Genomic DNA, 13,955 nt, shown 5'->3' with positions numbered 1-13,955 from the left:
CACTGTCCGCCCTGGCCGGGGAAGACGAACACGGTCCGGCCGCCGTGCGACGCGGTGTGCTGGAGCAGCGCGGGGTGCGGGCGGTCCTCGGCGAGCGCGCGCAGCGCCTCGACCGGCTCGTCGTCGGGCAGCACGGCGGCCCGGTGGTGGAAGATGGCGCGGCTGCCGATCAGGGTCGCCGCGACCCGGTCATGGTCCAGGTCGGGGCGCTCCTGCGCGTACCCGGCGAGGTTGGCGGCCTGCGCGCGCAGCGCGGCCGCGGTCTTCGCCGACAGCAGCCACGGCAGCGGCACCCCGGGCTGCGGGGCGGCTGCGGCCTGCTCGGCCGGGTCGGCCGGCTCGTCCAGGGCGGTGTCCTCGCCGGCCTGCTCGGCCACCGGGTGCTGCTCGATGATCAGGTGCGCGTTGGTGCCGCTGATGCCGAACGAGGAGACCCCGGCCCGGCGCGGCCGGTCCCGCTCGGGCCACGGCGTCGGCTCGGTGAGCAGGGCCACCGCGCCGGCCGTCCAGTCCACGTGCGAGCTGGGCGCGTCGACGTGCAGGGTGCGCGGCAGCAGGCCGTGGCGCATCGCCTGGACCATCTTGATCACCCCGGCGACACCGGCGGCGGCCTGGGTGTGCCCGAGGTTCGACTTGACCGACCCCAGCCAGAGCGGCCGGTCCGCCGGTCGGTCCTGCCCGTACGTGGCGAGCAGCGCCTGCGCCTCGATCGGGTCACCCAGCCGGGTGCCGGTGCCGTGCGCCTCGACCGCGTCCACGTCCGCCGGGCCGAGGCCGGACGCGGCGAGCGCCTGCCGGATGAGCCGTTCCTGGGACGGCCCGTTCGGGGCGGTGAGGCCGTTGCTGGCGCCGTCCTGGTTGACCGCCGAGCCGCGGATCACCGCGAGCACCTGGTGGCCGTTGCGCTGCGCGTCGGAGAGCCGCTCCAGCAGGATCAGGCCGACGCCCTCACCCCACGCCGTGCCGTCGGCGGCCTCGGCGAACGGCTTGCACCGGGCGTCCGGGGCCAGCCCGCGCTGGCGGCTGAACTCGATGAACATGCCGGGCGTGGCCATCACGGTGACGCCGCCGGCCAGCGCCATGCTGCACTCGCCCTGACGCAGCGCCTGGGCGGCCAGGTGGATCGCCACCAGCGAGGACGAGCAGGCGGTGTCCACGGTCACCGCCGGGCCCTCGAAGCCCATCGTGTACGCCAGCCGACCCGAGGCCACGCTGGTGGTGCTGCCGGTGAGCAGGAAGCCCTCGTAGCCCTCCGGCGCCTGGTGCAGCCGGGGTCCGTAGTCGAGGAAGGTCGCGCCGACGAAGACGCCGGCGCGGGAGCCGCGCAGCCCGGTCGGGTCGATGCCGGCCCGCTCCAGGGTCTCCCAGGCGGTCTCCAGCAGCAGCCGCTGCTGCGGGTCCATCGCCGCGGCCTCGCGGGGGCTGATCCCGAAGAAGCCCGGGTCGAAGTCGCCGGCGCCGTAGAGGAAGCCGCCCTCGCGGACGTAGCTGCTGCCGCCGCGCTCGGCGCTCGGGTCGTAGAGCGCGTCCAGGTTCCAGCCCCGGTCCGTCGGGAAGCCGGAGATCGCGTCGACCTCCTCGGTGAGCAGCCGCCACAGCTCGGTCGGTGACTCGGCCCCGCCCGGGTAGCGGCACGCCATGGAGACGATGGCGATCGGCTCGTCGCTCACCGCGGCCGGCAGGTCGCCGGCGCCCGCCCGCACCCCGCCGACCAGCCGGGTACGCAGGTGCGCCGCGAGCGCCTCCGGGGTGGGGTGGTCGTAGAGCAGCCCGATCGGCAGGCTCAGCCCGGTGGCGGCGGCCAGCCGGTCCCGCAGCTCCACCGAGAGCAGCGAGTCGAAACCCAACTCCTTGAAGGTGCGGCCGTCCGCGACGGTCTGCGCGGTGACGTGCCCGAGGACGATCGCCACGTGGGTGCGGACCAGGTCGAGCAGCACCCGCTGCTGGTCGGCCTCGGCGAGGCCGGCGAGCCGGTCGGCGAGCGGGTTGCCCGGCGCGCCCCCGGTGGGCGCGGCCGGCACCGGGGCGGCCGGTTCCGCCGGCACCGGGGCGGCCGGTTCGGCCGGCGGCGCGCTCCGGGTCGGGGTGGCCACCCCGTCCAGCCAGTACCGGCGGCGCTGGAAGGCGTAGGTGGGCAGCGGCACCCGGCGCGGCGCCGGGCCGCCCGGCCAGGCCAGCACGGCGGGCCAGTCGACCGGCACGCCCCGCACATACGCGCCGGCCAGGGCCAGCAGGACCGAACGGGTCTCCGGCAGCCGGGGCCGGAGCAGGGCCAGGAAGGTGCCGCCGCCCTCGGGCAGGCACTCCCGGCCCAGGCCGGAGAGCACCCCGTCGGGACCCACCTCGACGAAGGTCCGCACGCCCTGCTCGTGCAGGGTGCGTACGCCGTCGACGAAGCGGACCGCGTGCCGGACGTGCCGCACCCAGTAGCCGGGGTCGGTGAGCTCCGCCGGGTCGGCGACCGCACCGGTCAGGTTGGACACGATCGGGATGGCCGGCGGGGCGAAGTCGAGCCGTTCCGCCACGGCCCGGAAGTCCTCGAGCATGGCATCCATGTGCGGCGAGTGGAACGCGTGGCTGACCCGCAGCCGCTTGGTCCGCCGGCCACGCTCGCGCCACTGCTCGGCGAGGGCGAGGACGGCGTCCTCGTCGCCGGCCACCACGGTCGAGGTCGGACCGTTGAGGGCGGCCACGTCGACCCGCCCGCCGGCGGGCAGGCTGGCCCGGACCTCGTCCTCGGTGGCCTGCACCGCCACCATGGCGCCGCGCTCGGTGAGCGCCTGCATGAGGCGGCCGCGGGCGGCGACCAGCGCGCAGGCGTCCGGCAGCGACAGCACGCCGGCCACGTGCGCGGCGGCCAGCTCGCCGACGGAGTGGCCGAGCAGCAGGTCCGGGGTGAGCCCGGCCTGCTCGACCAGCCGGTACAGCGCCACCTCGACGGCGAAGAGGGCGGGCTGGGTGAAGCCGGTCCGGTCCAGCAGCGCGGCGTCGGCGGAGCCCTCCGGCGCGGCGAGCAGCTCGCCGAGCGGCCGGGGCAGGTGCGGGTCGAGTGCGGCGAGGACCTCGTCCAGGGCCCGGGCGAACGCCGGTACGGCGGCCCGCAGCTCCTGGCCCATCCGGGCCCGCTGGCTGCCCTGTCCGGAGAAGAGGAAGGCGACCCGGCCCGGGTCGGTGGCGGTGCCCCGCACCACGGTCGCCGCGGGTTCGCCGTCGGCCAGCGCGGCCAGCCCGGCGCGCAGCGTGTCCGGGTCACCGTCCTCGGCCACCAGCACCGCCCGGTGCGGGAACGCGGCCCGGGTGGTGACCAGCGAGTACGCGATGTCGCGCGGCGCGTCGGCGGGGCCGTCCGCCAGCCGGTCGAGCAGCCGGCGGGCCTGCCCGCCCAGCGCGGCGTCGTCGCGGGCGGAGAGCACCCAGGCGGTCGGTCCGGCCGGGGTGGGCGCCGGCTCGGCGGTACGCCCACGCCGTCCCCGCCACCCGCCCGCGCCCCGCCGCGGCCGGTCGGTCCCGGCGTCGGCCGCGGGCGGCTCGGTCAGCACCAGGTGGCAGTTGGTGCCGCCCATGCCGAAGGAGCTGACCCCGGCGACCAGCGGCGCGGCCGGCAGCGGCCAGTCGCCCAGCTCGGTCTGCACCCGCAGGCGCAGCTCGTCCAGGGGGATGTCCGGGTTCGGGGTGGTGTAGTTGAGGCTCGGCGGCAGCTGCCGGTGCCGGATGCTCAGCGCCGCCTTGATCAGGCCGACCACCCCGGCCGCGCCCTCCAGGTGGCCGACGTTGGTCTTGGCCGAGCCGACGGCCAGCGGCGCCCCGGTACGCGCCGACCCGAGCGCGGCCCCCAGCGCCGCCGCCTCGATCGGGTCGCCGACCCGGGTGCCGGTGCCGTGCAGCTCGACGTACTGGACGGTGGCCGGGTCGACGCCGGCGTTCGCGTACGCCTCGGTCAGCATCCGCTGCTGGGCGGCGACGCTGGGCACGGTGAGCCCCTCGGTGGCGCCGTCGTTGTTGACCGCGCTGCCGCGGATCACGCAGTAGATCGGGTCGCCGTCGGCCAGCGCGTCGGCCAGCCGCTTCAGCACGACCACCGCGCCGCCCTCGCCGCGCACGTAGCCGTTGGCGCGGGCGTCGAAGGTGAAGCACCGGCCGTCGGGGGAGAGGCCGCCGAACCGGGCCGACCGGATGGTGCTCTCCGGCACGATCATCAGGTTCGCGCCGCCGGCCAGGGCCAGCGAGGACTCGCCGCTGCGCAGGCTGGCGCAGGCCATGTGCACGGCGACCAGCGAGGACGACTGGGCCGCGTCGATGGTGAGGCTCGGCCCGTGCAGCCCCAGCGTGTACGACACCCGGTTGGCGATGATGCTGCGGTGCGTGCCGGTGACGCTGTGCTGGCCCATCACCTCGGTGCCCTGCCGGGACAGCAGGGTGGCGTAGTCGTCCCAGATCGCGCCGACGAAGACGCCGGTGCGGCTGCCGCGCAGGGTGCCGGGCACCACCCCGGTGTCCTCCAGCGCCTCCCAGGCCAACTCCAGCACGAGCCGCTGCTGCGGGTCCATGGCGCTGGCCTCGCGGGGCGAGATGCCGAAGAAGTCGGCGTCGAACTCGTCCACCCGGTCCAGGAAGCCGCCGTGCCGGACCGCGCCCGGGTCGTCCCAGCGGTCCGCCGGCGTCTCGCCGATGGCGCTGCGCCCGTCGCGCAGCAGCCGCCAGAAGGCCGACGGGTCGGGGGCCTGGGGCAGCCGGCAGGACATGCCGATCACGGCGATCGCCGCGCCGGCCGCGTCGGCGGACTGCGGGACGACCGGGTCGTGGTCATGCTTCATGCGGATCACTGCCCCTCACTCGGCCTCGTACGGACGCCGTCGGCGCACCCGGGGGTGGCACCGGCGCCCGGCGCGCTGGACAGCGTGCCCACGGCCCCCAACGGCGGCCTTGTCGGTCGTTAAAGCCGTTCCTGACCGGCGCACTCCGGGCCGGGCTGCTTTGCCTCCCCTTTAGTCGGCGCGCCGACGATGGCGGGATGACGCCGTCACCCGAGCTGAAGTCGAAACCCCCGAGCCTGACCGACGCCCCGGTCCTGGGGCGCACCGCGCCGGTGCGGCAGATCGCCCTCCCGCACGGCGCTCTCGCCTGGCTGATCACCAACGGCGACGAGGTCCGCCAGGCCCTCGCCCACCCGCACCTGATCAAGGACGGTCCGCTGGAGGGCGGCTATCCCGGCCTGCCGCCGGAGCTGGCCCTGGCGATGAGCAGCGACGTCCTGCACAGCAACCCGCCGGATCACGGCCGGCTGCGCAAGCTGGTCAGCGCCGCCTTCACCCGCCGCCGCACCGAGGCGCTGGCGCCGCGGATCCAGGAGCTGACCGACGGGCTGCTAGACGCGTTCGCCGACCGCGACGAGGTCGACCTGGTGCCCGCGTTGACCTTCCCGCTGCCGTTCCAGGTGATCGCCGAGCTGCTCGGCGTGCCGGCGGCCGATTCGGAGATCTTCCAGGGCTGGGCCAACACCATCACCCAGGGCACCCTGGCCCGGCCCGAGGAGTTCATCGGCGCGGCCACCAAGCTGGTCGAGTACGCCCGCACGCTGATCGAGCGCAAGCGCCGGGAGCCGGCCGACGATCTGCTCTCCGGCCTGGTCGGGGTCAGCGACGGCGGGGACCGGCTCAGCGAGGACGAGCTGACCTCGATGGTGTTCCTGATGCTGATCGCCGGGCACGCCACCACCACCAACCTGATCGGCAACGGGGTGCACGACCTGCTCACCCACCCCGAGTCGCTGGCCGCGGTGCGGGCCGACCCGGAGCGGCTGCCCACCGCGATCGAGGAGTTCCTCCGCTACGAGGCGCCGCTGCGGATGGCCACCCCGCGCCGCGCCGCCGAGGACGTGTCGATCGGCGGGGCCACCATCCCGCGCGGCGAGATGGTGTTCATCTCGCTGGTCGCGGCCAACCACGACCCGGCGCTCTTCGCCGAGCCGGAGCGGTTCGACATCGGCCGGGAGAAGAACGGCCACCTCTCCTTCGGGCACGGGCTGCACCACTGCATGGGCGCCCCGCTGGCCCGGCTGGAGGCGCGGATCGCCGTCGGCACGCTGCTGGCCCGGTTCCCGAAGCTGCGGCTGGCCGTGCCGGCCGAGCAGCTGACCCGGCAGACCAGCATCCTGATGAACGGCTGGGAGTCGCTGCCGGTCGCGTTGCGCTGACCTGGCCGCACCCACGCCGAAGCCCGGCCCGGATCTCCGAGGCCGGGCTTCGGCGTCGCTCAGGCAGTCGGGACGGGAGCCCGCAGCGTCCCCAGGTACGGGTGCCAGAGGTGGTCGGGGTTGTTCTCCACCGCGGCCACCGCCTCCCGCATCGCCACCAGCGCCTTCGGCTCCTCGTCGTCGTAGACGTCGCCCTGGAGCATCTTCAGCACGTCGATGCGGTAGCGCGGGTCCTGGACGAAGGCGGTGAAGAGCACGTTGAGCCGGTAGTAGATGGAGATGAACTCGTACCAGTAGCGCACGCCCCGGCGCAGCTTCTCCTCGTACCCGGCGAACCGGCTCTTCGCGTAGTCGCCGGCCCGGTGCGCGGCGATGATGTCCTTGGCCGCGATCCGGGCGCTGTTCAGCGCCACGCTCACCCCGCTGGAGAAGATCGGGTCGACGAACCGGGCCGCGTCACCGATCAGCACGAACCGGTCGCCGCAGATCTCCTTCATGGAGTAGCTGTAGTCGCCCTCGGCCTTGAACGGGCGGACCCGCTGCGCGTCCTGCAACGCCTTGTGCAGGTCCGGCCGGCTGGACAGGAAGTCCCAGAAGAACGCCTCCCGGTCGGTGTTGGCCTCGGCGAAGAGCTTCTTCTGGGTGACCACGCCGACGCTGGTGATGGTGTCGGTGATCGGGATCTGCCACACCCAGGTGTCCTTGATCGGCAGGAAGTGGACGAAGATGTAGTCCTCCTTCTCCGCCGACGGCGCGACCGCCGCCCGGTCCAGGCCCTCGAACCAGGTGTGCACGGCGTACTGGTTGAAGACCGGGTCGGAGACCTTGTACCTGAGCTGCCGGCCGAGCAGCGTGCTCCGGCCCGAGGCGTCCACCACCATGCCGGCCCGGAACGGCACCTCGCGGGGGCCGAACCGGACCGTCAGCGCCACCGCCTCCGGGTCGTCGAAGTTCACGTCGAGCACCCGCGCGCCGGAGAAGACCTTCGCGCCGCGGCTCTCCGCGTGCTTGAGCAGGATCAGGTCGAACTTGCCCCGGTCGACGTGGAAGGTGTAGTCCCGGTCGACGCCCGGCTGGTCCCGCTCGACGAACATCACCTCGGCGGCGCGGAAGTCGTGGTCCAGGCCGGTGAAGCCGTTGTGCGGCACGTTGCGCGACTCGGCCGACGTCCAGGCCGCGCCGTACTTGCGCGGGAAGCCGGCCGCCTCGATGTCGTCCAGCACGCCGATCTCGGAGAGCACCGGAGTGGTGGCCGGCACCAGCGACTCGCCGACGTGTTCCCGGGGGAACAGCTCGCTCTCGAACACCACCACCGACAGGCCGGCCCCGGCCAGGTAGGAGGCGACGGTCGAGCCGGCGGGCCCGCCGCCGATCACCGCCACGTCGTAGTCCACGCTCATCTCCGGCCTCCTCAGTTCGGTGTGCTCGTCAGGTTGCCGACCAGCGCGGCGATGGTCCGGATGCTCCGGAAGTTGGCCGCGTCGATCAGCTGTGGCGGCACCGGGGTGCCGAGCCCGTCGCGGATGTAGTTGAGCAGCATCGCCGTCTTCAGCGAGTCGAGGATGCCCAGCTCCAGCAGCGGGGTGTCCTCGTCGATGTCGTACGGCGCGTCCTGCGCGAGGTTCTCCTTGATGAAGGTCGTCAACGCGGCGCTGACGTCGTCCTCGGACACGGTTCTCTCCTCTCCTGGCGGTGCCGGTCGCGCCCCGGCGGGGCGGGTCGGGGGTCGGGGGCGGTCACGGCTCCGCGCCGGCGGGAGCGGCGGTGAGGGCGTCGACCAGGTGCTCGGCGATCGCCGAGACGGTGGGCTGGTTCCACAGCAGGGTGGCCGGCACCGGGCGGCCGAACCGCTTCTCCAGCCGCCGCCGGATCACCAGCGTCATCACCGAGTCGAGTCCCTGCTCCAGCAGCGACCGCCGGAGGTCCAGCTCGGACAGGGGCAGCCGCATCTCGGCGGCGATCTGGGTGCCCACCTCGGTCTGCACGGTGGCCCGCAGCTCCTCCGGCGGCAGGTCGGCGAGGCGGACCGCGGCCGACTGCTCGGCGGCCCCGTCGCCGGCGTCCGCCCCGCTGGGCAGCTGGGCCAGCAGCGGCGGGCGGTCGGTGGCCGGTCCGGCCGGCAGCACCCGCAGCACCGGCAGGTGCCCGCCGCCGTGCCGGTGGGCGTGCTGCCAGGCGGCGAACGCCTGCTCGGGCTCGATCGCGGCCACCGCGCGGGCCTTGAGCTCGTTGTCCACCACGGCGTTGACCGCCATGCCCTGTCCCTGCCAGGACGTCCACCCGAAACTGGTGGTGTCGTCGGCGCCGAGCGTGCGGCGGTGGGTGGCCAGCGCGTCGAGGAACGCGTTGGCCGCGCCGTAGCTGGCCTGCCCGGGCAACCCGAGCAGCTGGCCGCAGGAGGAGAAGAGGGTCAGGAAGTCGACGCTGCCGGGCGGGAAGAGCCGGTGCAGCGCCCAGGCCCCGTCGACCTTCGGGCGCAGCACCCGGCGCAGCGAGTCCTCGTCCAGGTTGGCGGCGAAGCGGTTGTCCAGCACGCCGGCCAGGTGCACCACGCCGCGCACCGGGGGCAGGCCCAGCGCGTCGGGGTCGAGCAGCGGGCGCAGCGCGTCGGCGTCGGCGACGTCGACCGCGAGCACGCGTACCGTGACGCCGCGGGCCTCCAGCGCGCGGACCCGGGCGATCCGGTCGCGGGTCGCCGGGTCCGGGCCGCCGTCGTCGGCCGGCCGGTCCCAGCGGGCCCGCGGTGGCAGCCCGGCCCGCCCGGCCAGCACCAGGCGGCGGGCGCCCTGGTCGGCCAGCCAGTCGGCGACCGCCAGGCCGAGGGTGCCCAGCCCGCCGGTGACCAGGTACGTCCCGTCCGGCCGGCAGCGCAGCGGCGGCCGCACCGCGGGCCGGTCCAGCGGCGCCAGGCGGGCCACCGAGGTGCCGGTGCCGCGCGGGGCGAGCACGTCGTCGGGGGTGTCGGCGCCGAGCAGGCCGGGCAGCGCGTCCAGCCCGCCCTCGTCGGCCGGGTCCAGGTCGATCAGGCCGCCCCAGAGCTCCGGATGTTCGGTGGCGAGCACCCGGCCCAGCCCCCACAGTGGCGCGTCGGCCAGCGCCGCGGGGTCGGCGGACTCCCGGACGGCCCGGGTCACCGCCCACAACCGGGGGAAGGCGCTCCCGTCGCCGGCGGCGAGGACCTGTGCGACCTCGGTGAGCAGCCAGGCCTGCCGGGCGGCCGCGGCCGGCACGTCGGCGTCGCCGCCGGGCAGCACCAGCACCACGCCGGACGGGTCCGGCGCCGGCGCGAGCCGGGCCAGCCCGGCGGCGTCGGCCACGGCGCGCAGCGGGACGCCCGCGCCGGTGATCCGGGCGGTGATCGCCTCGGCCAGCGGTCCGGCGCCGCCGACCAGCACCACCTCCCGGGGCGTCCGCTGCTCGGCCGGGGCCGGGTACGGCGTCCAGCCGATCTCGTAGACGAGGTGCTCGGGCCGTACGGGCGCGGTGACCGGCCCGTCGAGGACCCCGAAGCGCACCCCGCGCAGCCGGGCCAGCACGGTGCCGGCGGGGTCGGCGACGGTGACGTCGGCCCGGTCGGGGGCGTCGTCGTCGACCCGCACGTCGATCCTCGCCTCCGCCGGGGGTGCGCCGCTGATGGTCACGGTGTCGACGCCGGCGACCACGCGCAGCACGGGCGGGCCGCCGAACGCGGCGGGCGCGGCGGAGAGCGCGGCGTCGAGCACCGGCGCCCAGGTCGCCGCCGGGGCGGGCTGGTCGACCCGGACCAGGGCGCGCAGCACGCCGTCGCCCTGGGCCAGCTCGCGCACCTGCCAGGAGAAGGCCATCGACGGTACGCCCACCGCGGCGAGATGGTCGGTGACCAGGCTCGGCTCGCCGGGCGTCAGCTCGCCCGGCCACCCGGCGGCGTCGCCCGGACCGGTGCCGTCGCCCGGACCGGTGGTGTCGCCCGGACCGGTGGCGTCGGCGGGCGCGGCCGGGTGGGCCGGGGCGGGCGCGGGTGCCGGGCGGAGCGCCGCCGAGGCGTGCACCTGCCAGGCGGCGTCGTCCCCGGCGGCGGTCCGCGAGGCGAGCCGCACCGCGTCGTCCTCGGCGACGACCTGGATCTCCCGGGGGTCGGCGGTGGGCAGCGCGACGCGCAACGCCACATCGGTGAGCACCGGCGGCCGGCCCTGGTCGGCGCCGGCCCGCAGGAACGTGTTCAGCAGCACGGCGGCCGGCACCACCTCGGTGCCGTGGATGGTGTGGTGGCCCGGGTAGGGGCGGCTCTCGTCGTCCAGCCGGGTCCGCCACAGCCCCAGCGCGGCGCCGGCCACGCTCACCGGCGTACCGACCAGGGTGTGGCTGTCCGGGTCGTGGCCCATGCCGCCGCCCGGCCCGCCGGACGGCGCGTCCCGCCAGTGCCGGCGGTGCTGCCAGGGGGTCAGCGGCAGGTCGACCAGCGTGCCGGCCGGCTGCAACCGGGCCCAGTCCACCGGGACGCCGTGGCAGTGCGCCGCGCCCAGGTTGGTCAGGAAGGTGGCCCGCTCGGGATAGTTGCGCCGCAGCGTCGACCCGACGAAGGTCCGGTCGAGGTCGGCGAGGGTCTCGCCGATCGAGTGCGCCACCACCGGGTGCGCCGAGATCTCCACGAACGCCCGGTGGCCGTCCTCGGCGGCGGCCGCCACGGCGTCGCCGAGGCGTACCGGGTTGCGCAGGTTGCCCGCCCAGTAGGCGCCGTCCAGCGGCGCGGCGCCGCGCGGGTCGGTCAGCGAGGTGCGGTACATCGGCACCACCGGCGCGGCCGGGGAGAGGTCGCCGAGCGCGGCGGCCAGGTCGAGGCAGAGCGGGTCCATCTGCGGGCTGTGGAACGCCACGTCCGAGTTGACCCGCCGGACCAGCACGCCCTCGGCCTGCCACCGGTCCCGCACCTCGGCCACCGCGTCCGGGTCACCGGCGATCACCGTGGAGGCCGGCGAGGCGGCGATCGCGGCCACCACGTCGGTCCGGCCGGCCAGCCGCCGTTCCGCCTCGGCGAACGGGATCGCGGCCATCGCCATGGCGCCCGCGCCGGCGACCCGGCGCAGCAGGATCGACCGCCGGCAGCTCAGCCGCGCGCCGTCGGCGAGGCTGAGCCCGCCACAGGCCACCGCCGCGGCGATCTCGCCGACCGAGTGGCCGATCACCGCGGCCGGGTTCACCCCGTACGCCCGCCAGACCGCGGCCAGGCCGACCTGCGTCGCGAAGATCATCGTCTGGATCCGGTCCACCGCGCCGAGATCCCCGGAGCTGAGCACCTCGCGCGGGGTGAAACCGATCTCCGCCTGGAAGACCGGGGCCAGCTCGTCCATGACGGCGGCGAACGCCGGCTCGTCGGCGAGCAGCCCCTGCCCCATCCCGGACCACTGTGAACCGTGGCCGGAGAAGACCCAGACCGGGCGGGGGCCCTGTTCGCCGGCGCCGGGAAGCGCCCGCCCCGTGGCGACGTGCTGCGCCTGCTCGCCCCGGGCCACGTGGCGCAGCCGGGCGACCAGCTCGGACCGGTCGGCGGCCACCACGGCGGCCCGGTGCTCCAGCTGCGCGCGGCGGCGGGACAGGGTGTGTCCGAGGTCGGCCGGCGACAGCTCGGCCGCGGCCAGCAGCTCGACCAGGTCCCCGGCGTGCCGGCGCAGCATCTCCGGCGAGCCGGCGGAGAGCGGGAAGAGCAGCCCGGCCGGCCCGTCCGGCGCCGGTCGCGGGTCGGGCGCCTGCTCGAGCAGGACGTGCGCGATAGTGCCGCCGTACCCGAATCCGGAGACGCCGGCCCGGCGCGGGCCGGGCCGGTGCGGCCACGGCTGGTGCTCGGTGACCACCCGCAGGCCGGCGTTGGTCCAGTCGATGGCCGGGTTGGGCGTCTCCAGGTTGAGGCTGCGCGGGATCTCGGCGTGCCGCAGCGCGAGGATCGCCTTGATCAGGCTGGCCACCCCGGCGGCGGCCTCCAGGTGGCCGATGCTGGCCTTCACCGACCCGATCAGGCACGGCTCGCCGGGCTGGCGGCCGGCGCCGTAGACCGCGCCGAGCGCGCCGGCCTCCAGCGGGTCGCCCAACCGGGTGCCGGTGCCGTGCGCCTCGACGTAGTCCACCGAGGTCGGCGCGACGCCGGCCTGCCGGCAGGCGCGGACCAGCAGCTGCTCCTGCGCCTTCCGGCTGGGCGCCATGATGCCGTTGGTCCGCCCGTCCTGCTGCACGGCGCTGCCGCGGATCACCGCCAGCACCCGGTCGCCGTCGCGTTCGGCGTCGGCCAGCCGTTTGAGCACCAGCACGCCGCAGCCCTCGCCGCGGCCGTAGCCGTCGGCGGCGGCGTCGAACGACTTGCACCGCCCGTCCGGCGAGGTCGCCCCGGCGGCGTCCAGGGTGAGGGTGAGGCCGGGGGCGAGGATCAGGTTGACCCCGGCGGCGATCGCCAGCGAGCTCTCCCCGGTGCGCAGGCTCTGGCAGGCCAGGTGCACCGCGACCAGCGAGGCGGAGCAGGCGGTGTCCACCGCGAGGCTGGGCCCGCGCAGGTCCAGCGCGTAGGAGATGCGGTTGGCCACCGCGCACATGGCCGCGCCGATGCCGGTCCACGCCTCGATCCGGGGCAGGTCCTCCAGCAGCCGCCGCCCGTAGTCGTCGGAGCCGACGCCGACGAAGACGCCGGTGTCACCCCCGGCGAGGCGGCGGGCCGGGATGCCGGCGTGCTCCAGGGCGTTCCAGGTGACCTCCAGCAGGATCCGCTGCTGCGGGTCCATCAGCTCCGCCTCGCGCGGCGTGACGCCGAAGAACTCGGCGTCGAAGCCCTCGACGTCGCGCAGGAACGCGCCGTGCCGGGTGGCCCGGCGCAGCGCCGCGGCGAACTCCGGTCCCAGCTCGCGGTAGTGGTCCCAGCGTTGCTCGGGCAGCTCCCCGATGCCGTCCCGGCCGTCGCGCAGCAACGCCCAGAAGCTGTCCGGGGAGTCGACGTCGCCGGCCAACCGGCAGCCCATCCCGACCACGGCGACGGCCGCCGTGGGCGGCGTGCCGCTGTTCGCATCGAACACCGGATTCCTCTCCTTCGGGGTGGACCGGTCGGCGGCGTCGGTCACTGCCAGGCCGGTGCGTGGATGATCTGGACGACGGCGCAGGAGACCGTGACGCCCGGCCCGACGCCGAGCATCAGCAGGTGGTCCCCGGGGCCGAGCTGCCCGGTGCCGATCAGGTGGTCCAGCGCGGCGACCTGGTCGCTGGCGCCGAGGTGCCCGAGCCGGCGCCCCCAGTCCCAGGTGGACGCCGACAGCGGCAGGCCGAGCGCGGCCGTGCAGCGCTGCTCGACGATCTCGCGGGAGTAGTTCATGTAGGCGACCCGGGTGACGTCGCTGATGTCGATGCCGGCCTCGGCGAGGGTGCGGTCGACGACCTGGAGGGTCTGCCGCTGGATGTCCATCAGCACGGCGGTGCCGGCGCCGCCGCGCAGGGCGGCCCGGCGGAACTCGGCGCTGCGGGCGGTGAAGTCCAGCGGCCGGGCGGCGGTGGGCCCGGGCGGGAAGAGCGGTTCGCCGGCCCGGTGCAGCTCCTCGGCGTCGGCGACGGTGACCGAACCGACGGCGAGCAGTCGGGCGAAGCCGGGCCGGGTGGTCAGCACCAGGGCGCTGCCGGCGTCGCCCATCAGGTAGCCGGGGCCGCCCAGCCAGCGGTCGATCATCGGGGTGCCGAAGTTGTCGGCGGCGACGAGGAGGGCGGTGTGGCGGTCGGGGTGGGCGTGGAGGTAGCTGGCGGCGAGTTCGAGGGCGGT

Annotated in this window: 6 protein-coding genes; 1 reads left to right on the top strand and 5 read right to left on the bottom strand. The window is 75.8% G+C overall.

Annotation, left to right across the window (positions count from 1 at the left end):
• Positions 1-4,814, bottom strand: a 4,814-nt coding sequence (locus AB0I11_RS33165; protein ID WP_357329692.1) for a beta-ketoacyl synthase N-terminal-like domain-containing protein, incomplete at its 3' end; no start/stop codon positions are given.
• Between the two features lie 197 nt (positions 4,815-5,011).
• Between AB0I11_RS33165 and AB0I11_RS33160 the strand changes: the two genes are divergently transcribed.
• On the top strand, positions 5,012-6,193 hold the full coding sequence (locus tag AB0I11_RS33160) for a cytochrome P450 (protein ID WP_357329690.1): 1,182 nt from the start codon (positions 5,012-5,014) through the stop codon (positions 6,191-6,193).
• A gap of 59 nt (positions 6,194-6,252) precedes the next feature.
• Here AB0I11_RS33160 and AB0I11_RS33155 read toward each other — a convergent pair whose 3' ends face one another.
• The 4 genes from AB0I11_RS33155 to AB0I11_RS33140 form a co-directional block, all read right to left on the bottom strand.
• Positions 6,253-7,593 carry an NAD(P)/FAD-dependent oxidoreductase gene (locus AB0I11_RS33155; protein ID WP_357329688.1) on the bottom strand — a complete coding sequence of 447 codons (1,341 nt, stop codon included), beginning with the start codon at positions 7,591-7,593 and terminating at the stop codon, positions 6,253-6,255.
• A gap of 11 nt (positions 7,594-7,604) precedes the next feature.
• Entirely contained in the window at positions 7,605-7,865 is a 261-nt protein-coding gene (locus tag AB0I11_RS33150; RefSeq protein WP_357329686.1) for an acyl carrier protein, read from the bottom strand.
• Between the two features lie 64 nt (positions 7,866-7,929).
• Complete coding sequence (locus AB0I11_RS33145) at positions 7,930-13,224, bottom strand: type I polyketide synthase (protein WP_357329683.1); 5,295 nt, start codon at positions 13,222-13,224, stop codon at positions 7,930-7,932.
• Positions 13,225-13,265: 41 nt separating this feature from the next.
• Positions 13,266-13,955, bottom strand: a 690-nt coding sequence (locus tag AB0I11_RS33140; protein ID WP_357329681.1) for a ketoacyl-ACP synthase III family protein, incomplete at its 5' end; no start/stop codon positions are given.

Origin of the sequence: Micromonospora sp. NPDC050495, assembly GCF_040655175.1 — a bacterium.
In the GTDB taxonomy this organism is placed as follows: Bacteria; Actinomycetota; Actinomycetes; order Mycobacteriales; family Micromonosporaceae; genus Micromonospora.
The sequence above is the reverse complement of the archived record's forward strand: the minus strand, read 5'-3'. Positions and strand labels throughout refer to the sequence as shown.

Coding starts and splice junctions, on each gene's coding strand:
- AB0I11_RS33160 (WP_357329690.1), top strand. CDS start 5,012: ATGACGCCGTCACCCGAGCTGAAGTCGAAACCCCCGAGCCTGACCGAC.
- AB0I11_RS33155 (WP_357329688.1), bottom strand. CDS start 7,593: ATGAGCGTGGACTACGACGTGGCGGTGATCGGCGGCGGGCCCGCCGGC.